Origin of the sequence: Nonomuraea angiospora (assembly GCF_014873145.1) — a bacterium.
Lineage (GTDB): Bacteria > Actinomycetota > Actinomycetes > Streptosporangiales > Streptosporangiaceae > Nonomuraea > Nonomuraea angiospora.
The window spans coordinates 850,123-874,160 of record NZ_JADBEK010000001.1 but is presented as its reverse complement, the minus strand read 5'-3'; the positions used below and the strand labels follow the sequence as shown (position 1 = coordinate 874,160).

Sequence of the window (24,038 nt, the reverse complement as noted above, 5' to 3'; positions counted from 1 at the left end):
CGACTTCAAGTGCGCTTGAAGTCAAATGAGCGAGCACGCCTACCGGCCGGTCAGCGTGGGGTGGATCCGGCCGACGGCGTGCTCGGCTTCACGATCCTCGTCGGAAGGCTCGCTCAAGCCGACCGCCGGCTCCCCCGTCCACAACCCGCCCGGCGGGAGAGGTCATCGGCTCCTCACTCCCCCTCGATCTCGCGCAGCGCGGCCACGCCGCCGCCCGGGCAGGGTCACCTGCTGTGGCGGATCGCCGCCCGTACGGCGGTGTAGATGACGACCCAGAGAATCGCCATGGGGATGATGAACGCGACGATGATCTCGATCAAACCAACGTTAGGCATGCCCAGAACGTAAGAGACCGTGGTTGGAGAACGCTTGACGATCACTTGCCGGAGGGCGGTCAGATCATCAAGAGTGGGCCGCTCCGGCGTCCATGGCCTTCTGGACCGCGGCGAGAAGGTTCGCGGCCCTCAGGTCCGGCACGCCTTCCAGGAGGTGGTTCATGACGTATCCGAACGCGAGGCCGGTCGCCGGATCGGCGAAACCGAGCGAGCCGCCGCGGCCGGGGAATCCGAAGGCGGTCGGGGAGTACCAGAACGCGTCCGGTGTCGGGAGGCCGAAACCGGTGCCGATGCGGACGGGCACGCGCAGGATGCGGTCGATGCCACTGACCTGTTCCGCGGTCGCGGCGGTCAGGGTGCTGGGGGCGAGAATGCGGTGCCCGTCCACCTCGCCGATGAGCGCGGCGTAGAAGCGGGCCAGCGCGCGGGCCGTGCAGATGCCGTTGGTGGCGGGCATCTCGGCGGCCTGCTCCTCCGGTCTGTTGTGGTCCAGCGGAGGCGTGACGACGGCGAGGGAGCGCCTGGTCAGCGACGCGGGGTCGGCGAAGGCGGCCATGATCTCGCGCATGGGTTCGGGAAGGGCGTCCAGGTCGATCCGGGCCATGGCCTGGAAGTCGGGCGGGGTCTCGATGATGCGGCTGACCCGGTGCCGCTCGGTCTCCGGCAGCCCGATCCACAGGTCCAGCCCGAGCGGGCCGGCGATCTCGTCCGCGAGGAAGGTGCCCAGGCTCCGGCCGGACACCCGGCGGACGACCTCTCCGACGAGCCAGCCGTAGGTGAGCCCGTGGTAGCCGTGATCCGTGCCGGGCTCCCAGTACGGGCGCTGGGCCGCCAGCGCGGTCACCATGGGCTCCCAGGCGATCGCCTCATCAGGGGTGATCGGGTGGTCGATCGCGGGCAGCCCGGCCTGGTGGGTGAGCAGCCAGCGGACCGGGATGCGGTCCTTGCCGTTGGCCGCGAACTCCGGCCAGCACTCCGCCACGGGCGCGTCCAGGTCCAGCTCGCCCCGCTGGGACAGCAGAAGGGCGCAGGCGGCCGTGACGGCCTTGGTGGTGGAGTAGACGAGCTGCAGGGTGTCGCGCTCCCAGGGGCGGCCGGTGCCGGGGTCGGCGATCCCGCCCCACAGGTCGACGACCTTACGGCCGTGCAGGTAGACGCTGACCGCGGCGCCTGTTCCCGGCGCGGCGGCCAGGTCGGCCGCGAACGCCTCGCGTACTGCTTCGAATCCCGGTGCGGTGTCTCCGCCGATCTCGGGCATGCGTCATCGCCTTCCGTGCTGATGAGGGGTGAGGGGGAAGGGCTCTAGCCGCGCCATTTCCCGACGAGCCAGGCGCAGATCTCCGGCTCGGTCATCTCGGGAAACTCTTCGCCGAACGTGGCGAGCGCGCGTATGGCCTCGTCCCGGGTCAGGCCGCGCGACCCTGCTTCCTTGAGGTATTCCTGACGCGCGAGGGAAGGACGGCCCCCGCCCGCGCCGCGGCCGGGCAGCCCCTCGCGCCACCGTACGATCTCCGCCAGCCGATCGGGCCGCCAGCCGGGAGCTCCGTCGACCTCTACGTCGGGCGGGGGGAACGGGTGATCGGAGTCGTCCGAATAGCGGCTGCGCCATTTGTGCACCGCATGACGGCTCACGCCCAGGGCCTCGGCGACGCCGAGGACGCCGAGGTAGCGCTCGGTCATGGGTGCACCTGCTTGTCTGTGCGGCCTCCTTCGCGGATCTCCAGTACTACCACGGCCGACGTGGAGATCTTGCCTCACAAGATCCCTCAAACGTCGTCTCCAACGAAGACAACGTTAGCGCGCCACGACAACCTCGTCTACAAGAGAGACGAGGTTTTGTGCCGGGCCGGCGGCGCCGAAGCGCTGTGCTAGGCTGCGAGCCGGCTTCTCACCGTTGGGCTTTCCGCCTCGCCAACCAGCTTCACCCGGGTCCCGATGACACGGGGAAGGTGGAAGTCACTCACCACATCCCGAAAAAGGGTGTTCTGTGACGGTGGCGACGCGTGTCGATCCTTCTGCTCCTTCACATCTCCGGACATCAGCGGCCTCGGTCCGCGCCGCCACTCCAGCAGACGGTACTGAGCGGCATCGTGTTCGGCCTGATCGAGGGAGAGCGCTACCGCCGGCTTCGTCGGCGCCATGCAGACCACCCTCGTGGCCTGCGCCGTGGTCCTGGTGGCCGCCGCCCTGCTCTGCTTCTTGTTCAAGACCGGGCCCGTTCAGAACCGGCAGGCCGAAACCGCCCTGCGGGACTGACCCCGCACCGGACCGCCTCAGCCGGCGCGGTGCGCGACCGCCCGGCTCGGGTGGTCTACTTGATCACATGGCACTGAAGGAGTTCTATCCGCCGATCGAACCGTACGACTCCGGGCTGCTCGACGTCGGAGACGGCAACGAGATCTACTGGGAGACCTGCGGCAACCCGGCCGGCAAGCCCGTGGTCTTCCTGCACGGCGGGCCCGGCGGCGGCCTCCTGCCCGCCTTCCGCCGGTTCTTCGACCCGGCGGCGTACCGGATCGTGCTGTTCGACCAGCGCAACTGCGGCGCCAGCCGGCCGAGCGCCGCGGACCCGGCGGTGTCACTGCGGCACAACACCACCTCGCACCTGGTCGCCGACATGGAGCGGCTCCGCGAGCACCTGTCCGTCGACCGCTGGCTGGTCTTCGGCGGAAGCTGGGGCAGCACCCTCGCCCTCTCGTACGCCCAGGCCCACCCCGGCCGGGTCACCGAGCTCGTGCTCCGCGGCATCTACCTCGTCCGGCGCTCCGACGAGGACTGGACGTTCACCTCCAGCGGCGCGGCCCGCCTCTTTCCCGCCGAGTGGGCCGCGTTCCGCGACGCCATCCCCGCCGACGAGCGTCACGACCTGATCGCCGCGTACGGCCGCCGCATCGGCGACCCCGACCCCGCCGTCCATCTCCCGGCCGCCCGCGCCTGGATGGACTGGGAGTTCTCGGCCAACACCCTGCTGCCTGTCGACCCGCCGGAGCTGGACGACGGCGCTGTCCTCCTTTTCGCCCGCATCACCCACCACTACATCAGCAACGGCGGCTTCCTCCCCAAAGAGGGCCTCCTGGCGGGCATCGACCGCATCCGGCACATCCCCACCGTGATCGTCAACGGCCGCTACGACATGAAGACGCCGCCCGACCAGGCATGGGATCTGCACCAGGCCTGGCCCGAGGCCGAGTTCCACCTCGTCGAGGACGCGGGCCACGGCGGCTCGGAACCCGGCACCCGGCACCGCCTGATCGACGCCACCGACCGCTTCCGCCGACGTTGACGCTCACGCCGCAGCGGCAGGGCTGCGGCGTGACGGGTGGCAGGGCGTCCCGGGCGGCGTGACGGGTGGCAGGGCGTCCTGGGCGGCGGCACAGAACCGGAGCGGAAGACGACCGGAAGATCGCTTTCGTAGCCTCAGGCGCCGGCGCAGGTTCGCGCCGGCCGTACCACGTCATGGAGGCTCTGTGATCAGTAGACGTCAGCTCATGCGTACGGTCGCGGTCGGCCTGCCGGCCGCCGTGCTGGGCGGGACGGTATCGCGCGTGTCCCCTGCGCAGGCGCACTCGGGGGCGAGTTCGATCACAACCGAAGGCCGAGGAGAGCCGGAGTGCGCTCCGGGCAGCGGAAAGCTCATCCAATGGGGTCCGGCCAATGCCCCGGAAGTGCCGGCGGCCGGGTTGTCGGGAGTGACCGCCTTCTCCATCGGGGCATGCGCGAACCTGTACAACCTGATGCTCAAGGACGGGAAGGTGACCATCTGGGGAAACTTCAACCTCAACGACCGCAACCAGCAGAGGTTGGTTCGGGTGCCTGTCGCGGCGACCCGGGACGTGACGGCGATCGCGACAGCGGGCGCGTATTCCTTCGCGCTCAGAGACGGTGGCGTCATCGTCTGGGGCGGTACCCACGACACCGAGTTGGCGCTCCCCGAAGCGACGAAATCGGGTGTCACCGCGATGACCGGCGCGAACGGCGGCAGCTCGTACGGCCTCTTCCTCAAGGACGGCGGCGTCATCCAATGGCGGGGATTCGTCGACGTTCCCGATGAGGCGAAGGAGGGTGTCGTCGCGATGTCCGCCCGCCAGCATGCTCTCGCGCTGCGGGAGGACGGCCGCGTCGTCACGTGGGGACCCGACCTCCCCGCGAACCTGGCGGTGCCCGCCGAGGCACAGTCCGGCGTCACCGCCATCTCCGCGGGCAACGGTTTCAGCCTCGCCCTCAAGAACGGCGCCGTGATCGCCTGGGGCGACAACGAGTACGGCCAACTGGAGGTCCCGTACGAGGCGCAGTCCGACGTCGTCGCGATCTCCGCCGGGAACCTGGCCAGCATGGCGCTGACCGCCGGCGGCAGGATCGTCACGTGGGCGTACGACTTCTACGGGCAGCTCGACATCCCCGAAGAGGCGCACTGCGGGGCGCGCGCCATCTCCTGCGGATATGTCTGCATGGTGCTGCTGTGACGGGACTCCGGGGCTGAGCCGTCCCGGCCGCGATTCTGCCCGTCCTGAGAGAGTGCAGCCTCACTCGGAGGTGCGCAACCGGCGCTCGGCGGGCGGGATCAGCAGCACTTCCAGCGCGCGGGCGCAGGCCCGCGCGTGCGTGACGAACCAGTCGATCCGCGCCTCGCTCATGACCAGCGGCGTGGAGCGAACGGCCAGCGCGTAACGTGCGTGGCCCTGCCGGTCGAGCACCGGCACCGCGACCGTGCGGATGCCGTCGCCCGACTCCCCGTCGTTGAGCGCGTACCCGGCCTGGCGTACGCGCTCCAGCTCGGCGCGCAGCTCGCCGTGGTCCACGATCGTGCGGCCGGTCAGCGCCCGCAGCGGCCCGAGCGCCTCCAGGTCCGCCCTGCCCTCCGGGTCCCAGGCCAGCAGGACCTTGCCCAGCGCCGTGGAGTGCAACGGGCGGCGCAGGCCGACGCCGCTGTCGGGGTTGAGCGAGCCGCCGCTCAGGATGACCGCGTGCCGGTCACTGCGCACGGCCAGGTCCACGGTGGCGGAGGTGATCCGGGCCAGCTCGGCCAGCTCGGGCGGGACGCGGTGCAGGCCGCGCCGGTGGAAGGAGAGCTGCCCCAGCTCGGTGATCGACGGCCCGAGCCGGTAGCGGCCCGTGCGCGCCTCCTGCTCCAGGAAGCCCGCGGCGGTCAGCGTCCTGGCCAGGCGGTGCGTGGTGGAGGTGGACAGCCCCATCCTGCGCGAGAGGTCGGACAGGCCGAGCGAGGCGTCCCCACCGCCGAAGCAGTCGAGCACGCCGATCGCCCTGCGCACGGACTGCACGCCGCCTTCTGCTGCCATGCGGGAAACTCCGTCTTCCGAGTAGGGAGAGCCGTGACCAGGTGAGAGCCGGTCCGGCCGGGAAGGCTTCCCGCATCGCGGGATATTCTTTGCATTCCCTACCAATTTAGCGGCAAACTCTCCCCCATGACCACCGCCGCACTCGACACCATCTGGTTCACCCGCTGTCCCGTGCCCACCGCGACGGGCATCGCGGCGGACCAGGGCTGGCTGGCCGGGGAGTTCGCCGCCGACGGGATCGAGGTCCGGTCCCTGCAGGACGACTCGCCCGACGTCCCCCGCGAGACGCACTACACCCACGCCCTGACCGGCCTGTTCCGCGAGGGCGGCAACGTGCCCGCGCTCTGGGCGCGCTCCCGCGGCGAGGCCACCCGGCTCATCGGGCTCACCTGGATCGAGGAGCACCAGGCCGTCCTGGTCCGCGCCGGCACCGCTCTGGAGCGCCCCGAGCAGCTCAAGGGCCTGCGCCTGGCCGTTCCCCGGCACCGCATCGCGATCGACTTCTGGCGGGCCATGGCCCTGCGCGGCTTCCACGGAGCCCTGTCTCTGGCCGGGCTCGGCCTCGGCGACGCCGAGCTGGTGGACGTCGCGGCCGAGCCGGGCGGCGGCCAGTGGGAGGCCGAGCTGGCCGCGCTGGCCGCCGGCGAGGTGGACGCGGTCTACGTCAAGGGCGCGCTCGCCGTCGAGGCCGCCCTGCGCCATGGCGCGGAGGTCGGCCTCGACCTCGACGCCGTGCCGGACCGGCGGGCGCGGGTGAACAACGGCACCCCGCGGCCGATCACCGTGCACCAGCGCCTGCTCGACGAGCACCCCGACGTGGTCACCCGCTTCCTCGGCGTCCTGCTGCGCGCCGCGGACTGGGCCGCCGGGCACCCTGCGGAGGTCGCCAGAATCCTCGGCGCCGAGACCGGCGCGGGCGCGAGCGGCGTGGCCGCCGCCTACGTTCCCGGCGCCTCGCTCCACCTGGACCTGTCGCCCGAACGCCTCGACCTGCTGGCCGAGCAGGAGCGCTTCCTGCGCGGCCACCACTTCCTCCCATCGCCCGTGGACGTCGCGGCCTGGGCCGACCACACCCCGCTTCAAGGAGTCACCCATGCGTAAGCTGCTGCTCGCCGTACCTGTCGTCCTGCTGGCCGCGGCCTGTGGCGGCGGCGCCGGCGCCACCACCGCCCAGGAGCAGGTGGTCGTCCGGATCGCGGACCCGGGCAACAGCGGTTTCCTGGCCGTCGCGAAGAAGGACGGCAGCCTGGACGCCGCCCTGGCCAAGGTCAACGCCAAGGTCAAGTGGGCCGGCGACTTCTCCGTCTTCGCCCCGGCCGCCCAGGCCATCAACGCCGGCTCGCTCGACATCGCGACCGGCTCGATCACCTCCGGCGTCACCGCGCTGGCCGTCAAGCCCAGCTTCAAGATCTTCGCCACCGTCCCGCCCGACCTCGCCGGCGAGGGGATCGTGGTCAAGAACGGCTCGCCGATCAAGTCGGTCGCGGACCTGGCCGGGCGCAGCGTGGCCGTCGGGCACGGCGGCACCAGCGAGTATCTGCTGCTCAAGGCGCTGCAGACGTTCAACGTGCCGGTGGACAAGGTCAAGCGCGTCTACCTGCTGCCGCCGCAGACCGCGCCGGTCTTCGGCTCGGGCAAGGTGGACGCCTGGTCGACGTTCTCCACCTTCCTCATCCCCGCCGTCACCGACCTGGACGCGCGGATCCTGGCCGACGGCGAGGCCATCAAGTCGGACAACTACGTGATCTACGTGGCCGCCAACAAGCTGCTCGACGAGCATCCCGAGGTGGTCAAGGCCCTGTTCGAGTTCCTCAAGGAGGGCAGCGCGAAGGAGATCGCCGACCCGGCGGCGTACCTGAACGTCTTCACCCAGGCGGGCCCGCAGGCCGTGCAGGGCAAGCAGAAGGACCTGGTGGTCGGCATCCAGAAGAAGGGCAAGCCCGCCCAGGCGGTCACCGCACCCGAGATCGCGAAATATCAGGAGGTCGCGAAGTTCTTCCTCGACCAGAAGGTGCTCACCGCGCCGCTGGACGTCTCCCAGCACGTCGTGGACGTGACGACGCTGGGGAAGGCGAAGCAATGAGCGCCGCGGTGCAGGGGCTCGTCGCCCCGAACCCGCCCCGCGCCGCCGGCCGCGCGCCCGCGCTGACGTTCGCGCTGCGGGCCGTCGGCCCCGTCCTGCTGCTGGCGGCCTGGTACGCGGCCACCGCCTCCGGCGCCCTCACCAAGGACGTGCTCGCCGGCCCGCAGGACGTCGTCAAGACCTTCGCCGAGCTGTGGGCCGACGGCCAGCTCCCGGAGGCGCTGCGCGTGTCCGTCACCCGGGCCGGCCTCGGCCTGGTGCTGGGCGCCTCCACCGGACTGCTGCTCGGCGTCGTCTCCGGCTTCACCCGGCTCGGCGAGGAGCTGGTGGACTCCTCGATGCAGGCGCTGCGCGCCATCCCCTTCCTGGCGCTGACCTCGCTGTTCGTCGTCTGGTTCGGGATCGAGGAGGCGTCCAAGATCCTGCTGATCGGCGTGGCCTGCACCTTCCCCATGTACGTCAACGTCTCCAGCGGCGTGCGCAACGTGGACCGCAAGGTCGTCGAGGCGGCTCGCTCGTTCGGGCTCGGCCGGCTCGCGATCGCCCGCGAGGTCGTGCTGCCGGGCGCGCTGCCGTCGGTCTTCGCCGGGCTGCGCCTGGCCACCACGCTCAGCGTGATCGCGCTCATCGCGGCCGAGGAGATCAACGTGACGGCCGGGCTCGGCTACCTCATGGCCCGGGCCACCGACTACCTGCGCACCGACATCCTGGCGCTGTGCGTGCTGCTCTACGCCGTGATCGGGCTGCTGGCCGACCTGGCGCTGCGGCTGGTCGAACGGATGACGATGCCCTGGCGCAGGGCGGTGACGCTGCGATGAGCCTGGCCGTACGGACGACGGGGCTGCGCAAGGTCTTCGGCGAGCGCGCCGTGCTGGACGGGGTGGACCTGGAGGTGCGGCGCGGAGAGTTCCTGGCGCTGCTCGGCGCGAGCGGCACCGGCAAGACCACGCTGCTGCGCATTCTCGCGGGCCTGGACGCCGCCACCGGCGGAAGCGTGCTGGTGCCGCCGGTGCGCACGGTGGTGTTCCAGGAGCCGCGGCTCATCCCCTCCAAGCGCGCGCTCGCGAACGTGATCATCGGGCAGGGCCGCTCCGCCCGCGCCAAGGGGCTCGAGGCCCTGGCGGAGGTGGGCCTGAGCCGGCACGCCGACGCCTGGCCCGCGACGCTGTCCGGCGGCGAGGCCCAGCGGGTGGCGCTGGCCAGGGCCCTGGTGCGCGAGCCGGAGCTGCTCCTGCTGGACGAGCCGTTCGCCGCGCTCGACGCGCTGACCCGCCTGCACATGCAGGACCTGATCGCCGAGTTGTGCGCCCGGCACCGCCCGGCCGTGCTCCTGGTCACGCACGACGTCGAGGAGGCGATCCTGCTCGCCGACCGGATCGCGGTGCTGCGCGAGGGCCGCTTCGTCACGGACCTGCGGGTCGGCCTCGACCGGCCGCGCGACAGGACGGACCCCGCCTTCGTGGAGCTGCGCCGCCGCCTCCTCGCCGACCTCGGCGTGGACACCCACGCGGGCACGCCGCGCGAGGAGGTGGCCCGGTGACCGCGCCTGTGCGCCGGGCGCCGGGCGCAGGCGCGGTCACGGTGGCGACCGCGTGGATCGACGAGAACGCGCCCGCGCTGACCGGGCTCGCGGACCGGATCTGGGCCTACGCCGAGCCGTCGCTGCGCGAGTGGCGCTCCGCGCTGGCCACCGCCGAGTTGCTGCGCGCGCACGGCTTCACGATCGCGTGGGGCACCGCCGGCCTGCCGGCCGCCTTCGTCGCCACCTGCGGTGGCAGCGGCCCCGTGCTCGGTTTCAACGTCGAGTACGACGCGCTGCCCGGCCTGTCCCAGCGCGCGGGCGTCCCTCGCCACGAGCCCACCGGGTTCGAGGGCGACGAGTACGCCCCCGCGTACGGTCACGGCCACGGGTGCGGCCACAACGCCCTGGCGGCGGCGTCGACCGGCGCGGCCATCGCCGCCGCCAGGGCCCTGCGCGGCCGGGCGACCGTCAAGGTGTTCGCCTCCACGGGCGAGGAGCAGCTCGTCGGCAAGGCGTACGCGGTGCGCGACGGCGCGTACGACGGCCTCGACGCCTTCCTCGACTGGCATCCCGCCCCCGTCACCGGGACGGGCTGGGACGTCACCAGCGCGCTGTACTCTGCCACGTTCTCCTTCCTCGGCTCGCCCGGCCACGGCTCGAACCCGCTGGGCACCCGCAGCGGCCTGGACGGGGTGCTCCTGCTGACCGGCATGATCGAGCGGCTGCGCGCGGGCAACGTCTCCCCGGCGGGCCGGATCGGCTACGCGATCGGCGGCGGCGGCGCCCCCAACGTCACCCCCGACCTGCAGACGTTGTGGGTCTACGTCCGCGAGGCCACCCACGAGCGGGCCAGGACCCTCTATGACAAGGTCGTGGCCTGCGCCGGGGCCGCGGCCGTCGCCAGTCAGACCCGGCTCGAACACCGGCTGGTGACGGCGATCAGACAGGGGCTCGGCAACCGGGCGGGCGCGGAGCTGCTGCACCACACGATGAGCGAGCTCGGTCCGCCCGCGTTCACCGACGCCGACCACGAGTTCGCGGTGCGGCTGCAGGAGGCGATCGGCAGGCCGGGTTCGGGCCTGGCGGCAGGGGTCCTGCCGCTGCGCCCGCCCGCCGGGCCGGACCTGGGCGGGCCGTCCAGCGACACCTCGGAGGTGAGCTGGACGGCGCCGCACCTCAGCCTGACCGCGGCGGTGGTCCCGATCGGCGTGCCGCTGCACTCCTGGGCGGCCACGGCCGCCACCGGCACCACGATCGCCCACGCCGGGCTGCTGGCCGCCGCCCGCTACCTGGCCGCGGCGGCCGTCACGCTGGTCGAGCAGCCCGAGACGCTGGCGGCGGTCCGGCGGGAGTTCGCCGCCCGTGAACGGGGGCCGGGGCCGCTGCCCGCCGGGGCGGAGCCTCCGTACCACCTGCCGCCGCCCACGTTCCTCCAGGAGACGGGGCAGTCGCCGCGCCCGATCAGGACGCCTCCCGTTTCCGCCGAACTCCTAGGAAAGATCTGACATGACCCATCCCGCGACGGCCCGCTTCCACGTCGTCCTGCCCACCAGGAGCGCCGCCGCGCCGGAGCTGCCCGCGTTCGTCACCGACGTCCGGCCCGCCCTGACCGATCCGGCCGGGCGCAGCGCCGTGGCCGCGGACCTGGCGGGGCTGGCGGGGGCGCTGGTGCCGTTCGACCCCGGCGGGCAGGAGTCCCTGGCCGTCGCCGCGAACGTCCTGCGCCGCACCCGGCACCTGCGCGTGGTCGCCGGGTTCCACGCCGCGGCCGCCACCCCCGTCTACGCCGCCAAGCTCTCGGCCTCGCTGCAGCGCTTCGCCGCCGGCCGGCTGGGCTGGCGGCTCGCGGTGGACCTGGACCCGGCCGCGGCCAGGGCGCAGGGCGACTTCCTGACCGGCCCCGACCGCCAGGCCCGCGCCGGCGAGTTCCTGACCGTCGCCAAGGGCGTCTGGCACGACGGCCCGTTCGACTTCAAGGGCGACTTCTACGAGGTCGCCGCGGGCGGCTTCGGCCTGCCGCTGTCGGCGTCCCCCTTCCCCGAGGTGCAGCTCTCCGGCACCTCTCCCGAAGCCCTCGCCCTGTCGCGGCGGCACGCGGACGTGCACGTCTTCGCCGAGGGCGACGATTTGGACGCCCTCGTCCCCGAGCTGCCCGGCCTGCGCTACGGCGTCCACCTGACCTCGCTCGACCACGTGCTCGACCACGTGGCGGAGTACGCCCGCCGCGGCGTGAGCGAGTTCTTCGTCCCCGCCGAGGACGTCTACCACCTCGGTGAGCACCTCAAGGAGCAGGCTCTTGCCGGTTGACATCTACTGGCGCATCCACATGGAGGGCGACCAGCCGTCGCTGCGCCGCCGGGTCCGCAGCCGGGGCGGGTTCGCCCCGGGCGGCACCGCCCCCGGCACCCGGGACGGCCGCGACGACGGCTACACCCACGCCGACTACATGGCCGAGGTCGCCCGGGCGGCCGAGGAGTCCGGCTTCGTCGGCGGGCTGCTGCCGAACTTCCCGCACACCGACGACCCGTGGGCCGCCGCCGCGACGCTGGCCCGCGAGACCACCTCGTACCGCTTCATGGTGGCCTTCCAGCCCGGGTTCCTGCACCCGGTGCAGGCGGCCCGGATGACGGCCACGCTGCAACGTGCGACGGGCGGCCGGATCGTCTACAACGTCATCTCCGGCGGCGGCGGTCCCGCGCAGCTCTGGTGGGGCGACAAGGTGGACCACGACGACCGCTACGCGCGGACCTCGGAGTTCCTGGACGTGCTCAAGGGCGTCTGGCAGGGCGGGCACACCCATCACGGCCGCTTCTACCAGGTGGAGGACGCGGGCCTGCCGGAGGAGCTGGCCGGGCAGCCGTTCCCGGAGATCTTCTTCTCCGGCTCCTCCCCCGCCGCCATCGACGCCGCCGGCCGGCACGCCGACTACTACCTGTCGTGGCTGGAGCCGTTCGAGGCGCTGGCGGAGAAGTTCGACGCCGTACGCGCGCACAGCGCCACGCCGCCCCGGTTCGCCGTGCGCGTGGACCTGCTGGCCCGGGAGAGCGAGGAGGAGGCGTGGGAGGAGATCCGGCAGGGCTGGCAGGCCAGGCCGCGCGGCGGCGACTCCGGCGGCGGCTCCGGCGGGGGCGACTCCGTCGGCGTGCGGCGCAGCCGTTCCTTCCTCGCCGAGGCCGGTGACGACCCCCGCGCCCTGGAGGTCGCCCCGAACGTGTGGGGCGGCTTCGGCCAGTTGCGCGACGGCCCGGCCTTCGGCCTGGTCGGCGACTACCACCAGGTCGCCGAACGCCTCGACCAGTTCCTGGACCTCGGCGTGGACGCCTTCATCCTGGCCGGGATCCCCCATCTCGAAGAGGCCCGCCGCGTGGGCCGCCATGTCTTGCCGCTGCTGAAAGGACGTACCTCATGACCACCCGAGTCGGCTTCTTCCCGCAGAACAACACCTTGTGGGTGGCCCGCCACCGCGACCTGCTGCCCGGCGTGGAGTGGGTGGACCTCAACGCCCTCGGCCGGGGCGAGCGCGTCGATCCTGCCCGGGCCCTGCCGTCCGCGCACGGCGACCACCTGTTCGACGGCGGGTACGACTTCATCGGCACCGGCTCCACTCCCCCGGTCACCGCCCAGGCCAAGGGCCACGACATCGTGTACGTGGCGATCTCGGGGCCGCGGGTCGAGAACGGCCGCCTGGTGGTGCGGGACGACTCGCCGATCGGCTCCGTGGCGGAGCTGAAGGGCAGGCGGGTGGCGCTCGGGCACGGCTCGTGGCAGACCACGCTGCTGCTGCTGGCCCTGGAGCGCGCCGGGCTCGGCTGGGGCGACATCGTCCCCGTGGACGCCTACGGCAACGCCGCCGAACTCCTGGTGAACGGCGACGTGGACGCCTGGGTGGGCTCCTACCCGTACCTGACGCCGGTCGAGTCGCGCACCCGCACGCTCGTGGAGACCGACGGCCTGTTCAGCCACCGCTCGCTCTGGTTCACCCGCCGCGACTTCGCGCGGGAACGGCCCGACGAGCTGGCCAGGATCGTCGCCGCGCTCCAGGAGGCCGACCGCTGGACCGCCGGGCACCCGCGCGAGGCGGCCGCCCTGTTCGACGGCGACCTCGACGCCTGGGAGCACGCGCTGCGCACCCGGCCCTGGGGGCTGCACCCGGTCAGCGAGGAGTTCGTCGCCGAGCAGCAGCACGCCGCCGACCTCTTCCACGCCAACGGGCTGATCCAGGAGAAGGTCTCGGTCGCGGACGCCGTGCTCCCCGAGATCGGCGAGCTGGTGCTGCGGACCCGCTGAACCGTCACCGACGCCCGGCCAGGTAGCGCGCGAGGTGGTCGATCACCTCGCGCGCGTCGGCCTCGATGCCGCTGATGAACGTGGACCTGCGCCGTCGCAGCACGGGCAGGCCCAGCGCGTACAGTCCTGGGCTGTCGACGACACCGCCGTCGTGGCGCAGCCGGCCCTTCTCGTCCAGCACGGGCACGTCGAGCCAGCCGTAATCGGGCCGGAAACCCGTGGCCCACACGATCGTGCGGGTCTCGCCGCCGCGCAGGTCGAGCTGCAGACGCGCCGACTCGGGCACCCGGGTCGGCGCGAAGCGCTCGGGCGGGCCCGCCTCGGCGTCGCGGCCGCGCGTACGCGCCCACTCGTCGAACGTGCCCAGCAGCCGCTCCATCTTGAGGTCCGCGAGGGAGAACACGTTGCGCAGCCCGCCGGAGAACAGCGCGCGCCCGTCGCGCACGGCCGCCCAGCGGCCGACCAGCTCGACCCCCATCGAGGTGAGCGCGTTGAGATCGAGCGTGCGGCGTTCGGGAGTGCCGACGAGCTGGGGCGAGGGCAGCCGCCGGGCCCGCGCCAGATCGTCGACCTCGTCGTACCGCTGGTCCCACACGCCCGAAGAGTCCATCCACCACAGCACGTCGCGCCCGCGGTAGGTGCGGGGCAACCGCACGTGCTCGCCCACCGAGAGCGTCACCGGCCGGCCGGACGCGCGCAGCTCGGCGGCCAGTTGCACGCCGGTCGCCGACGCTCCCACCACGAGCACGCCGCCGTCGGGGAGCCGATCGGGGGCACGGTAGTCGAACGGCGTCAGCTGCCCGACGGACGGCGGCACCGCGTCGCCGAAGGCCGGCACCGCCGGCCGGTTGCAGGCTCCGCTGGCGATGACCACCGCCCGGCAGCGGAGCTCGCCGCGGCTCGTCGTCACGTGGTAGCCGTCGCCGGTGCGCCGGACGGACGTCACGTCCGTGCCGGTCCGCACGGGAGCCCGGCAGAGCGCGGCGAAGCGCTCGATGAACTGCGTCACCTCCTTCGTGGTCATGTAGCCGTCGGGCCGCGGGCCTTCGTAGCGAAGGCCCGGCAGGCGGCTCTGCCAGTTGGGGGTGAGCAGCCGGAAGGAGTCCCAGCGTTCGCGCCGCCAGGAGTTCGCCACCTCGCCGCGCTCGATCACCAGGTGATCGATGGACCGTTCGCCGAGGAAGTGGCTCGCGGCGAGACCGGCGTGGCCCGCCCCGATGACGACCGTGGTGACGTGCTCGATGGCTCGGCCTCTCAGGCGACTTCGACGGTGACGTTCGTCGGGTTGGTGAGGGCGTCGAAGACGGCCGACCGCTTCTGCGACTGGGCCACCAGCGCCTCGATCTCCTGCTTGGAGGCGTCGGCGTCGATGGCGAAGGTCACCTTGATGTCGTTGAAGCCGTTGCGCACGTCGGCGTCGACGCCGAGGATGCCGCGGATGTCGTGCTCGCCCTCGAGCGTCGCCTCGACCGAGCGCAGCTGGATGCCGCGGTTCTGCGCGACGGAGGCCACGCCGGCCGTCAGGCAGCTCGCCAGGCCGACGAGGAGGTACTCGATCGGCGTGATGCCGTTGTCCTCGGCCGCGAAGACCTCGGGGTGGTCGGCGTCGAACACCGCTTCGTTCCTGTGGGCCTGCTCCTGCCCGAGACCGAAGAACTCCTTGACCGTGGTCGTGCTGTGGACGCCGTTCTGCCATCTGGAGGATGCCCGCCAGACGAACTGCGCGGCCTCGGGCGCGCCTTTCAGCGCCTCGCGCGCGTCCAGCAGTGCCTGCACGTTCACTCCGTTGGCGACCGTAGTCATGTCCCGCCCCTTCCGGCCCTTCCCTCATTTCCGGTAGGTATTTGACCATACACCGGCCGTGGCGGCTACCATAGCCCTCATGTCGCAGCCAGCCCCGACGCTCGCGGCCGGCACGGTCGGCACGGTGGAGACCCAGCACCTCGACCTGCCGGAGCCGGTCCGCCTCGACTGCGGCCGGGAGCTGCACCCGGTGCGCGTGGCCTACGAGACCTACGGCGTCCTGTCGCCCCGGCGCGACAACGTGATCCTGGTGTGTCACGCGCTCAGCGGCGACGCCCATGCCGCGGGCCTGGCCAAGGCGCCGTCCGGCCAGAGCACGCGCGACGGGTTCGGGGCCGAGGACCGCGACGGCGCGGGCGGCAAGGGGCTCGGCTGGTGGGACGGCATGATCGGGCCCGGCAAGGCGTTCGACACCGACCGGTTCTTCGTCATCTGCACGAACCTGCTCGGCGGCTGCCGCGGGACGACGGGCCCGTCTTCGACCGACCCGGCGACGGGCAGGCCGTACGGGCCGGACTTCCCCGTGGTCACGGTCGCGGACATGGTACGCACGCAGCGGGCGTTCCTCGACGCCCTGGGCATCGAGCGGCTGGCGGCGGTGGCCGGGGGCTCGCTCGGCGGGATGCAGGCGCTGCAGTGGGCGGTCCTGTTCCCCGACCAGGTCGACGCGGTCGTGGCGATCGCCAGCACGCACGCCCTCCACCCGCAGGGGGTGGCCTGGAACGCGATCGCGCGTGACTCGATCATGCGCGATCCGGCCTGGCAGGGCGGCCGCTACTACGGCACGGGCCGCGCGCCGGCGGGCGGCATGGGGGTGGCGCGGATGGTCGGCCACATCACGTACCTGTCCGCGCCCGCGCTGAGCGAGAAGTTCGGCAGGCGGCTGCAGTCCGCCGACGCCCCGCGCTACACGATCACCGAGGCGGAGTTCGAGGTGGAGAGCTACCTGCGCCACCAGGCCGACTCGTTCGTCAAGCGCTTCGACGCCAACACCTACCTCTACACCTCGCGCGCGCTGACGTATTTCGACCTCGCGCGGCAGCACGGCGGCGGGGCTCTCTCGCCGGCGCTCGAAGGCGTTCGCGCGCGGACGCTGCTGATCGCCTTCAGCTCCGACTGGCTCTACCCGCCGTCGGCGTCGGCGGAGATCGAGCAGGCGCTGCGCGGCCTCGGCAAACCGGTCGAGTTCGAGGTGATCGAGGCTCCGTACGGCCACGACTGCTTCCTGCTCGAGGAGGCGCGGCAGACGCCCATCATCCGCCGGTTCCTGGCCGGGGCGACGTCGAGGAAGGGGTCTTCGTGACCGATCAGCTCCCCCGTGCCGAGCAGGCCCGCGAGTTCGGGTTCGAGACCCGGCAACTGCACGCCGGCCAGCGGCCCGACCCGAACACGGGCGCCCGCGCGGTGCCGATCTTCCAGACGACCAGCTACGTCTTCGAAGACCCCGAATCCGCGGCGGCGTACTTCAACCTGCAGGAGTACGGCAACACCTACTCGCGCATCATGAACCCGACCGTCGCGGTGTTCGAGGAGCGGGTGGCCAACCTCGAGGGCGGCAGCGGCGCGGTGGCCTTCGCCAGCGGGATCGCCGCGCAGGCGGCCGCGCTGTTCACGCTGCTGCAGCCGGGCGACCACGTCGTCTCGTCCTCGGCGCTGTACGGCGGGACGGTCAACCAGCTCAAGCACCTGCTGCGCAAGATGGGCGTGGAGCTGACGTGGGTCGATCCCGACGACCCGGACGCCTGGCGCCGGGCGGTACGGGCGGACACGAAGGCGTTCTTCGGCGAGACGATCGGCAATCCCGCCGGGAACGTGCTGGACATCGAGACCGTGGCGGCCATCGCCCACGAGCACGGGCTGCCGCTGATCGTGGACAACACGTTCGCGACACCATACCTGTGCCGCCCGATCGAGTGGGGCGCCGACATCGTGATCCACTCGGCGACCAAGTTCATCGGCGGCCACGGCACGAGCATCGGCGGCGTCGTGGTCGAGGCCGGCACGTTCGACTGGTCCAACGGGCGGTTCCCGGTGGTCGCGGACCCGTCGCCCGCCTACCACGGCCTGCGCTTCCACGAGACGTTCGGGACGTACGGCTACCTGATGAAACTGCGGGCCGAGACCCTGCGCGACCTCGGCGCGGCGCTCTCGCCGTTCAACGCCTTCCTGTTCCTGCAGGGGCTCGAGACGCTGTCGCTGCGCATGGACCGCCACGTCGACAACGCGCGGGCGGTCGCGACGTTCCTGCAGTCGCACGAACTGGCCGCCAACGTGACCTACCCCGGCCTGCCGGAGAGCCGGTACCGGCCGCTGGTGGAGAAGTACCTGCCGCGCGGCGCCGGCGCCGTCTTCTCCTTCGACTGCGCCGGCGGCCGGACCGGCGGGCAGACCCTCATCGGCGGCCTGACCCTCTGGTCCCACCTGGCGAACGTCGGCGACGCCAAGAGCCTGGTCATCCACCCCGCCAGCACGACGCACCGCCAGCTCGGCGACGACGAACTGCGGGCGGCCGGCGTCGGGCCGGGGACGGTGCGGCTGTCGGTCGGCACCGAGTCCGTCGAGGACCTGATCTGGGACCTGGAGCAGGGGTTCGCCCGCGTCGCCGGGACGATCGGAAAGAAGGTGGAGACGCCATGACCGAGCTCGGGCGATACCAGGACCCGCTGACGATCCAGCGCGTACTCCACTCCACCAGGACGATCGCGATCGTGGGCCTGTCGGGCAACGAGCTGCGCGCCAGCTACTTCGTCGGCTACTACCTCAAGCGGCACGGCTACCGGGTGATCCCCGTGAACCCCCGCGAGAAGGAGATCCTCGGGGAGACCAGCTACCCGAGCCTGCTCGACGTGCCCGTGCCGGTGGACCTCGTGAACGTCTTCCGCGCGCCGGACGCGCTGCCCGCCATCGCGGAGGAGACCGTGGCGATTCGCGCCGCCGCCCTCTGGTGCCAGTTCGGCGTGATCAACGAGGAGGGCGCGCGGATCGCCGGGGACGGCGGCGTGACCGTGATCATGGACCGCTGCCTCAAGGTCGAGCACGCCCGGTATGTGGGCCGGATGCACTGGCTCGGCTTCAACACCCAGCGCATCACGTCCGTCCGCGCCGGCCTCCAGTAGCCGCCCTTCGACACCCTTGGGCGTGCCGCCCGCGACGCCGGGTCTCAGACCAACCGGACGATGATCTTGCCGCGTACGCCGCCCGCCTCCAGGGCCCGGTGCGCCTTGGCGATCTCCTCCAGAGGGAACACGGTGTCCACGACCGGGCGGATGGCGCCGCTCTCCACGTACCGGGCGAGATCGGCGAAAAGGCGGTGGGTGGGCCGGCCGCTGAAGAAGCGCACGCGCCGCCGGCCGTACACGGTGGAGGCGGCCAGGTACGACAGGGCCGAGGCGGCCCGGTCGACGTCGAAGGCGATCGCCACCATGCGGCCCGACGGGGTCAGCAGGCGCCGGTAGGCGGGGTGCTGGGTGCCGACGGTGTCCAGGACCACGTCGAAGCGGGGCAGATCCGCGGGCCGCGTGGTGGCGTAGTCGTGGACCTCGTGGGCGCCGAGGTCGCGGACGAGGTCGAGGTTGCGCGCCCCGGCCAGGGCGGTGACGTGGGCGCCGAGCGCCCTGCCGAGCTGCACCGCGACGACGCCCACGCCCCCGCTGCCGCCCCGGACGAGCAGGCGCTCGCCCGGCCGCAGCTCCGCCTTGTCGCGCAGCGCCGTGATCGCCGTCGTGCCCACGGGGAGCGCCGCGGCCTCCACCAGGTCCAGGCCCTCCGGGACGAGGGACAGCTGGCCGGGGCGGACGGCCAGGTACTCGGCGGCGCTGCCGAACGTGCGGCCGAGCACGCCCCACACCCGGTCGCCCACCCGGGGGCCGGGTGCGGCCGGGTCCGGGCCCAGGGCGACGACCTCGCCGGTGAAGTCGAGCCCCATCCGTTTCGGGAAGCCCCGCCGCGTCAGCCCCGTCACGAGCCGCACCTTGCCCGCCCGGCCGTGCAGCTCGCCGCCGTTCACGCTGATGGCGTGCACGCGCACCAGCACCTCCCCGGACCTGGGGACCGGCCTGGGCGCCGTGCCCACATAGAGCACCTCCGGCGGCCCGTACCGGTCGAACAGGGCCGCGCGCATCTCCGTCGCATTCATCTCCACGTCAGCGACGCTACCGGGCTAAACGGATGGTGCCGTCCACTTACGTTAATGTGAGAAACATGCCTGGTCATCCCTCTCAGATGGAGCCCGCGCAGGAGCTGCGGGCCGACGCGCGGCACAACCGCGCGCGCATCCTCGAGGCCGCGCGGGAGGCGTACGCCACGCGCGGGCTCGACGTGCCCATGGCGGCCATCGCGCGGCGCGCCGGGGTGGGCGTGGCCACGCTCTACCGGCGCTTCCCGTCGCGGGAGTCGCTGATCACGGAGGTGTTCGGCGACGAGCTGGCCACGTGCGCGTCGGTCGTGGACGAGGCGCTGGCCGATCCGGACCCGTGGCGGGGGTTCTGCTCGATGATCGAGACGGTGTGCGCGATGCAGGTCGCCGACCGGGGGTTCACCGAGGCGTTCCTGACGGCGTTCCCCGACGCGATCGACTACGAGCGCACGCGGGTGCGGGCCGAGCAGGGCCTCGCCGAGGTGGTGCGGCGGGCCAAGGCCGCGGGGCGGCTGCGGGCCGACTTCGACCCGGCCGACCTGACGCTGCTGCTCAAGGCCAACTGCGGCGTCGCCACCGGGACGAGCGAGGTCGCGGCGGCGGGGTCGCGGCGGCTGGTGGCGTACCTGCTGCAGGCCTTCCGCGCCGAGCACGCCGAGCCCCTGCCGCCGGCGCCGCCCCTCACCCTCGACTCTCTGCACGGGCCGGCGGCGGCGCGGTAGCCCCGGGTCAGCGGGAACCGGCCCGGCTGTGATCCTTATGGTCCTCTAACATCTAGAGTCCTATAGTGCTAGGAAGCTAGATAAATGGAGGAACCGTGATCGAGTTCCATCTGGACGGCAGGTCGGGTGTCTCGCCGTACCTGCAGATGGTCCAGCAAGTACGGCACGCGCTGCGGCTCGGCGTGCTGCGCGAGGGCGACCAGCTGCCGACCGTCAAGGAGGTCGTGGCGCAGCTGGCGATCAACGCCAACACCGTCCTCAAGGCCTACCGCGAACTCGAGCACGAGGGCCTGGTCGCCGCCCGGCCGGGGGTGGGGACGTTCGTGACCGCGACGCTCGCCGACACCTCCCTGGCCGCGCACGGCCCGCTGCGGATGGAGCTGCAGCGCTGGCTGGCCAAGGCCCGCCGAGCCGGTCTCGACGACGAAAGCATCGAGGCGCTCTTCATGACCACTTTTCGGACCTTCGCTCAGGAGGACATAGCGTGAACGCCGTCCTGCAGGCCCAGGCACTGGGCAGGAAATACGGCAGACGCTGGGCGCTGCGCGAGTGCACCATCGACATCCCGGCGGGCCACGTCGTCGGGCTGGTCGGCCCCAACGGTGCCGGCAAGACCACGCTGCTGAAGCTCGCCGGCGGCCAGCTCCACCCCTCCGCGGGCGGCATCACGGTGCTCGGCGACCGGCCGGCGGCCACGCCCGCCCAGCTGGCCAGGATCGGGTTCGTCGCCCAGGACACCCCCGTCTACCCGGGGCTGACCGTCGCCGAACACCTGCGGCTGGGAGCCCGGCTCAACCCCCGCTGGGACGCAGCCGCGGCACGCGAGCGCGTCGCGCGGCTCGGACTCGTCCCCGCCCACCGGGCGGGCAGGCTGTCCGGCGGCCAGCGCGCCCAGCTCGCCCTCACCCTGGGCCTGGCCAAGCGGCCCGAGCTGCTGATCCTGGACGAGCCGGTCGCCTCGCTCGACCCGCTGGCCCGCCGCGAGTTCCTGCAGGGACTGATGGAGGCCACCGTCGAGCACGAGTTCAGCGTCGTGCTCTCCTCCCACCTGGTCTCCGACCTGGAACGGGTCTGCGACTTCCTCATCGTGCTCGTCGACTCCCGCGTCCAGGTGGCCGGCGAGGTCGACGACCTGCTGGCCACCCATCACCGGCTCACCGGCCCCCGCCGCGACCCCGACCGGCTGCCCGCCGGCCAGCACGTGATCTCCGCGCGCCACACCGAACGGCAGAGCACGTTCATCATCCGTACCGACGGCCCGATCCACGACCCCGCCTGGACGGTCAGCCGGCTCAGCCTGGAGGACCTCGTCCTGGCCTACATGGACAAACGCACCGCCGACCACCGGCGCGTCGCCCTGGAGGTCCGGCGATGATCTGGCTGACCTGGCGCCAGCTGCGCGGCTCGGCCGCGACGATGGCCGCCGTCCTCGTCGTTCTCGCCGTCGTCCTGGCCCTGACCGGCCCGGACCTGGCCACCCGCTACTCCGCCGGGATCGCCGCCTGCACCCAGGACGGCACCTGCGACCGCTTCTACAACCGCTTCTTCGGCGCGTACGAGACGCCCTTCATGGCCGTCAACCTCACCGTGCTGCTCCTACCCGCCCTCGTCGGGATCTTCTGGGGAGCGCCGTTGATCACCCGCGAGCTCGAGGCGAGCACGCACCTGCTGGTCTGGAACCAGAGCATCACCCGCGGCCGCTGGCTGGCGGTCAAACTCGGGCTCACCGGCCTGGCCGCCATGGCCGCCGCGTGCCTGTGCGCCCTCGCGGCGAGCTGGTGGTCCGACCCCTTGGACAAGTCGGCCTCGGAGAACCTCGCCCTCATGGCTCCCCTGGTGTTCGGCGCGCGCGGCATCGCCCCGATCGGGTACGCGGCCTTCGCCTTCGTCCTCGGCGTCACCGTGGGCATGCTGGCACGCCGCACGCTGCCCGCCATGGCCCTCACCCTGGCCGTCTTCGCCGCGATCCAGCTCGCCATGCCGCTGCTGGTCCGCGCCCACCTGATGCCCCCGGCCACCGGCGCCTTCCAGCTCAGCCAGGCGAACGTGGAAAACCTCGGCATATCACGAGAGGGAGGCGGGCCTGTGCGGATCCTTCTCAAATCAGCCGTTCCGGGCCAGGCCGGCGCCTGGGTCCTGTCCAGCACCATGACCGATCCGTCCGGACGCACGATCTCCGACGACGACGGCGGAGCCGCCATCCAGGTCTCCACGACATCGGGACCCTGCTCACCGTCGGCCGCGGGCGGCGACGGCTGCGTCGCCGAGATCAACCGGCTCGGCTACCGCCAGCACGCGGCCTACCAGCCCCTGCAGCGCTTCTGGCCCTTCCAGTGGATCGAGACCGGGATCTACGCCCTGCTCACCCTCGGCCTGACGTGGTTCTGCTTCTGGTGGATCCGCAGGCGGCTGTCATGACCGCGCCCGCCGCCGCCAGGGCCGCGGCCGCCGGGCTCGCCCTCCTCCTGGCGGCGGCCTGCACGGCGCCGGCCCCACCGCGCAGCCAGGCGAGCACGGCGGCCGGTACGGCCTGCTCGCAGCCCCAGGGACGCCCGGGAGCGGAGACGGCCACCACGATCGACGTCATCGAGCAGGCGTACTTCTGCATCCTCGGCAACTACTACAGCGGCGCCACCCTGGACGCCCGCTCGCTGCTGACCGCCGGATTCGCCGCCCTGACCCAGCAGCTCAACCGCGACGGGCGCGACGTGCCCGAGGCCACCATGCCGGCGCTGACCGGCGACCGGAAAGCCGACTGGGCCGCCTTCGAGACCGCCTACCGGAAGATCACCGATCAGGTGCCCGGCCTGCGCGACAAGCTGGCCGTCGTCACCCTCGAGGCCGTCGTGGCCGCCCTCGGCGACGACCACGCCCGCTGGGCGCACGACGTCGAGCGGCCACCCGGCTACTACGACGGCGACGGCTACGGCCTGGGCCTGGAGGCGAACGTCAACGGCGAGCAGGTCCAGAGCAACTCCGGCACCGCCCTCGCCCCGCTGTTCGTCACCACCGTGCCGGGCGGCGCGGCGCGGGCCGCCGGACTGCGCCCCGGCGACCTCATCGAGTCGATCAACGGCTCGGCCCCCTTCATCGACGGCGAGGCCACCCCCGCGATCGCCGCCCTCTACCCGCGATACCCGCAGGCGCGGCCGGTCCGGCTGCGGCTGCTGCGGCAGAGCACCGGCCGCCGCTGGAGCGTCACGCTCGAACCCGGCCTCTACCAGCGCGACCTGGCCACCCTGCAAGTGGTGCAGTCGAAGCTGCTGGACGACGACATCGCCTACGTACGGATGCGCGGGTTCGCCCCCGACTCCGCCGACAGGGTTCTCAAGGCGATCTCCAGGCTGCGCACCGGCCGCACCCTCGCCGGCGTCGTACTGGACCTGCGCGGCAACGGCGGCGGCAGCCCCAAGGAGGCGATCCGGCTGGTGAGCGCGTTCGCCCACGGCCAGGCCACCGCCCACCTGTGCACCGTGGACGGCAGGTGCGAGACCTTGCGCACCGACGACACCGTCCCCCTGCTCGACCTGCCCCTCATGGTGCTCACCGACCGCGGCTGCGCGTCGGCCTGCGAACACTTCACCTCCGCGGTCAAGAACCTGCGCACCGGCGTGCTGATCGGCACCAGGACCGCCGGCGTCATCTCCGGACCGGCGCAGCCGTACCTGCTCGGCAACAACACCACGCTGAGCTTCCCCACCCGGCACCACCTGGGGCCCGGGCACGAGGTGATCGACCGGATCGGCGTGCCGCCCGACCACCACGTACCCCTCACCCCTCAGGACGCGGCCGCCGGGCGCGACCCCGCGCTGGCCAAGGCCCTGGCCCTGCTGCACAAGTGAACGGACCTTCCC

General features: G+C 72.5%; 25 protein-coding genes. 18 read left to right on the top strand and 7 right to left on the bottom strand.

The genetic code is table 11. From position 1 onward, the window contains the following. Positions 1-402 precede the first annotated feature (402 nt). The 3 genes from H4W80_RS03910 to H4W80_RS03900 form a co-directional block, all read right to left on the bottom strand. Positions 403-1,593: a serine hydrolase domain-containing protein gene (locus tag H4W80_RS03910; RefSeq protein ID WP_192783805.1), complete on the bottom strand. Its 1,191-nt coding sequence runs from the start codon at positions 1,591-1,593 to the stop codon at positions 403-405. A gap of 44 nt (positions 1,594-1,637) precedes the next feature. Beyond that, the gene (locus tag H4W80_RS03905) at positions 1,638-2,015 is read right to left on the bottom strand and encodes a hypothetical protein (RefSeq protein WP_192783804.1); all 378 of its coding nucleotides are present in this window, start codon (positions 2,013-2,015) and stop codon (positions 1,638-1,640) included. Between the two features lie 188 nt (positions 2,016-2,203). Beyond that, positions 2,204-2,476: a hypothetical protein gene (locus tag H4W80_RS03900; protein ID WP_192783803.1), complete on the bottom strand. Its 273-nt coding sequence runs from the start codon at positions 2,474-2,476 to the stop codon at positions 2,204-2,206. Positions 2,477-2,664: 188 nt separating this feature from the next. On the opposite strand from H4W80_RS03900, the gene pip reads away from it, so the two are divergent. After that, positions 2,665-3,618 (top strand): prolyl aminopeptidase, encoded by a 954-nt coding sequence (gene pip / locus H4W80_RS03895; RefSeq protein ID WP_225964466.1) that lies wholly within the window; start codon positions 2,665-2,667, stop codon positions 3,616-3,618. Positions 3,619-3,802: 184 nt separating this feature from the next. Continuing rightward, positions 3,803-4,798 carry an RCC1 domain-containing protein gene (locus H4W80_RS63340; RefSeq protein WP_192783801.1) on the top strand — a complete coding sequence of 332 codons (996 nt, stop codon included), beginning with the start codon at positions 3,803-3,805 and terminating at the stop codon, positions 4,796-4,798. Between the two features lie 60 nt (positions 4,799-4,858). Here the strand turns inward: H4W80_RS63340 and H4W80_RS03885 are convergent, their stop codons facing one another. Beyond that, on the bottom strand, positions 4,859-5,632 hold the full coding sequence (locus tag H4W80_RS03885) for an IclR family transcriptional regulator (protein WP_192783800.1): 774 nt from the start codon (positions 5,630-5,632) through the stop codon (positions 4,859-4,861). Between the two features lie 126 nt (positions 5,633-5,758). On the opposite strand from H4W80_RS03885, the gene H4W80_RS03880 reads away from it, so the two are divergent. From H4W80_RS03880 to H4W80_RS03845, 8 genes are read left to right on the top strand one after another with little or no spacing between them, the layout of a single operon-like run. Next, positions 5,759-6,733 (top strand): ABC transporter substrate-binding protein, encoded by a 975-nt coding sequence (locus tag H4W80_RS03880; RefSeq protein ID WP_192783799.1) that lies wholly within the window; start codon positions 5,759-5,761, stop codon positions 6,731-6,733. Next, entirely contained in the window at positions 6,726-7,715 is a 990-nt protein-coding gene (locus H4W80_RS03875) for an ABC transporter substrate-binding protein (protein ID WP_192783798.1), read from the top strand. Before H4W80_RS03880 ends, H4W80_RS03875 begins: the two co-directional genes overlap by 8 nt. Next, entirely contained in the window at positions 7,712-8,533 is an 822-nt protein-coding gene (locus H4W80_RS03870; protein WP_192783797.1) for an ABC transporter permease, read from the top strand. Before H4W80_RS03875 ends, H4W80_RS03870 begins: the two co-directional genes overlap by 4 nt. Beyond that, complete coding sequence (locus H4W80_RS03865; protein ID WP_192783796.1) at positions 8,530-9,255, top strand: ABC transporter ATP-binding protein; 726 nt, start codon at positions 8,530-8,532, stop codon at positions 9,253-9,255. The genes H4W80_RS03870 and H4W80_RS03865 overlap by 4 nt, the downstream gene beginning before the upstream one ends. After that, positions 9,252-10,742, top strand: coding sequence for a zinc-binding metallopeptidase family protein (locus H4W80_RS03860; protein WP_192783795.1), 1,491 nt, complete (start codon positions 9,252-9,254; stop codon positions 10,740-10,742). The genes H4W80_RS03865 and H4W80_RS03860 overlap by 4 nt, the downstream gene beginning before the upstream one ends. Before the next feature lies 1 nt (position 10,743). Beyond that, positions 10,744-11,544, top strand: coding sequence for an LLM class flavin-dependent oxidoreductase (locus H4W80_RS03855; RefSeq protein ID WP_192783794.1), 801 nt, complete (start codon positions 10,744-10,746; stop codon positions 11,542-11,544). After that, entirely contained in the window at positions 11,534-12,646 is a 1,113-nt protein-coding gene (locus tag H4W80_RS03850; RefSeq protein ID WP_192783793.1) for an LLM class flavin-dependent oxidoreductase, read from the top strand. The genes H4W80_RS03855 and H4W80_RS03850 overlap by 11 nt, the downstream gene beginning before the upstream one ends. Next, on the top strand, positions 12,643-13,524 hold the full coding sequence (locus H4W80_RS03845; protein WP_192783792.1) for an ABC transporter substrate-binding protein: 882 nt from the start codon (positions 12,643-12,645) through the stop codon (positions 13,522-13,524). Before H4W80_RS03850 ends, H4W80_RS03845 begins: the two co-directional genes overlap by 4 nt. A gap of 4 nt (positions 13,525-13,528) precedes the next feature. Here the strand turns inward: H4W80_RS03845 and H4W80_RS03840 are convergent, their stop codons facing one another. Next, positions 13,529-14,743 carry an NAD(P)-binding domain-containing protein gene (locus H4W80_RS03840; protein WP_318787604.1) on the bottom strand — a complete coding sequence of 405 codons (1,215 nt, stop codon included), beginning with the start codon at positions 14,741-14,743 and terminating at the stop codon, positions 13,529-13,531. Positions 14,744-14,778: 35 nt separating this feature from the next. After that, entirely contained in the window at positions 14,779-15,327 is a 549-nt protein-coding gene (locus H4W80_RS03835; RefSeq protein WP_192783791.1) for an OsmC family protein, read from the bottom strand. A 79-nt stretch (positions 15,328-15,406) separates the two neighbouring features. On the opposite strand from H4W80_RS03835, the gene metX reads away from it, so the two are divergent. Genes metX through H4W80_RS03820 form a run of 3 tightly spaced genes read left to right on the top strand, consistent with a single transcriptional unit; the run spans position 15,407 to position 18,443 of the window. After that, on the top strand, positions 15,407-16,630 hold the full coding sequence (gene metX, locus H4W80_RS03830) for a homoserine O-acetyltransferase MetX (RefSeq protein ID WP_192783790.1): 1,224 nt from the start codon (positions 15,407-15,409) through the stop codon (positions 16,628-16,630). Next, positions 16,627-17,964 (top strand): O-acetylhomoserine aminocarboxypropyltransferase/cysteine synthase family protein, encoded by a 1,338-nt coding sequence (locus H4W80_RS03825; protein ID WP_192783789.1) that lies wholly within the window; start codon positions 16,627-16,629, stop codon positions 17,962-17,964. Before metX ends, H4W80_RS03825 begins: the two co-directional genes overlap by 4 nt. Next, on the top strand, positions 17,961-18,443 hold the full coding sequence (locus H4W80_RS03820; protein ID WP_192783788.1) for a CoA-binding protein: 483 nt from the start codon (positions 17,961-17,963) through the stop codon (positions 18,441-18,443). Before H4W80_RS03825 ends, H4W80_RS03820 begins: the two co-directional genes overlap by 4 nt. A gap of 44 nt (positions 18,444-18,487) precedes the next feature. Here H4W80_RS03820 and H4W80_RS03815 read toward each other — a convergent pair whose 3' ends face one another. Continuing rightward, the gene (locus tag H4W80_RS03815) at positions 18,488-19,462 is read right to left on the bottom strand and encodes an NAD(P)-dependent alcohol dehydrogenase (RefSeq protein WP_225964462.1); all 975 of its coding nucleotides are present in this window, start codon (positions 19,460-19,462) and stop codon (positions 18,488-18,490) included. A 65-nt stretch (positions 19,463-19,527) separates the two neighbouring features. Here H4W80_RS03815 and H4W80_RS03810 point away from each other — a divergent pair, with 65 nt between their 5' ends. From H4W80_RS03810 to H4W80_RS03790, 5 genes are all read left to right on the top strand, one after another. Next, entirely contained in the window at positions 19,528-20,184 is a 657-nt protein-coding gene (locus H4W80_RS03810; protein WP_225963221.1) for a TetR/AcrR family transcriptional regulator, read from the top strand. 95 nt (positions 20,185-20,279) lie between these two features. Then, entirely contained in the window at positions 20,280-20,672 is a 393-nt protein-coding gene (locus tag H4W80_RS03805; RefSeq protein ID WP_192783787.1) for a GntR family transcriptional regulator, read from the top strand. Next, complete coding sequence (locus H4W80_RS03800; protein ID WP_192783786.1) at positions 20,669-21,559, top strand: ABC transporter ATP-binding protein; 891 nt, start codon at positions 20,669-20,671, stop codon at positions 21,557-21,559. Before H4W80_RS03805 ends, H4W80_RS03800 begins: the two co-directional genes overlap by 4 nt. After that, on the top strand, positions 21,556-22,602 hold the full coding sequence (locus H4W80_RS03795; protein ID WP_192783785.1) for an ABC transporter permease subunit: 1,047 nt from the start codon (positions 21,556-21,558) through the stop codon (positions 22,600-22,602). Before H4W80_RS03800 ends, H4W80_RS03795 begins: the two co-directional genes overlap by 4 nt. Further along, on the top strand, positions 22,563-24,026 hold the full coding sequence (locus tag H4W80_RS03790) for a S41 family peptidase (protein WP_318786687.1): 1,464 nt from the start codon (positions 22,563-22,565) through the stop codon (positions 24,024-24,026). Before H4W80_RS03795 ends, H4W80_RS03790 begins: the two co-directional genes overlap by 40 nt. Positions 24,027-24,038 lie beyond the last annotated feature (12 nt).

Bases quoted from the DNA above. Each gene is read 5' to 3' on its own strand.
- H4W80_RS03910 (WP_192783805.1), bottom strand. From the start codon at position 1,593: ATGCCCGAGATCGGCGGAGACACCGCACCGGGATTCGAAGCAGTACGC.
- H4W80_RS03905 (WP_192783804.1), bottom strand. From the start codon at position 2,015: ATGACCGAGCGCTACCTCGGCGTCCTCGGCGTCGCCGAGGCCCTGGGC.
- H4W80_RS03900 (WP_192783803.1), bottom strand. From the start codon at position 2,476: ATGGCGCCGACGAAGCCGGCGGTAGCGCTCTCCCTCGATCAGGCCGAA.
- H4W80_RS03885 (WP_192783800.1), bottom strand. From the start codon at position 5,632: ATGGCAGCAGAAGGCGGCGTGCAGTCCGTGCGCAGGGCGATCGGCGTG.
- H4W80_RS03880 (WP_192783799.1), top strand. From the start codon at position 5,759: ATGACCACCGCCGCACTCGACACCATCTGGTTCACCCGCTGTCCCGTG.
- H4W80_RS03875 (WP_192783798.1), top strand. From the start codon at position 6,726: ATGCGTAAGCTGCTGCTCGCCGTACCTGTCGTCCTGCTGGCCGCGGCC.
- H4W80_RS03870 (WP_192783797.1), top strand. From the start codon at position 7,712: ATGAGCGCCGCGGTGCAGGGGCTCGTCGCCCCGAACCCGCCCCGCGCC.
- H4W80_RS03865 (WP_192783796.1), top strand. From the start codon at position 8,530: ATGAGCCTGGCCGTACGGACGACGGGGCTGCGCAAGGTCTTCGGCGAG.
- H4W80_RS03855 (WP_192783794.1), top strand. From the start codon at position 10,744: ATGACCCATCCCGCGACGGCCCGCTTCCACGTCGTCCTGCCCACCAGG.
- H4W80_RS03845 (WP_192783792.1), top strand. From the start codon at position 12,643: ATGACCACCCGAGTCGGCTTCTTCCCGCAGAACAACACCTTGTGGGTG.
- H4W80_RS03835 (WP_192783791.1), bottom strand. From the start codon at position 15,327: ATGACTACGGTCGCCAACGGAGTGAACGTGCAGGCACTGCTGGACGCG.
- metX (WP_192783790.1), top strand. From the start codon at position 15,407: ATGTCGCAGCCAGCCCCGACGCTCGCGGCCGGCACGGTCGGCACGGTG.
- H4W80_RS03820 (WP_192783788.1), top strand. From the start codon at position 17,961: ATGACCGAGCTCGGGCGATACCAGGACCCGCTGACGATCCAGCGCGTA.
- H4W80_RS03815 (WP_225964462.1), bottom strand. From the start codon at position 19,462: ATGAATGCGACGGAGATGCGCGCGGCCCTGTTCGACCGGTACGGGCCG.
- H4W80_RS03810 (WP_225963221.1), top strand. From the start codon at position 19,528: ATGCCTGGTCATCCCTCTCAGATGGAGCCCGCGCAGGAGCTGCGGGCC.
- H4W80_RS03795 (WP_192783785.1), top strand. From the start codon at position 21,556: ATGATCTGGCTGACCTGGCGCCAGCTGCGCGGCTCGGCCGCGACGATG.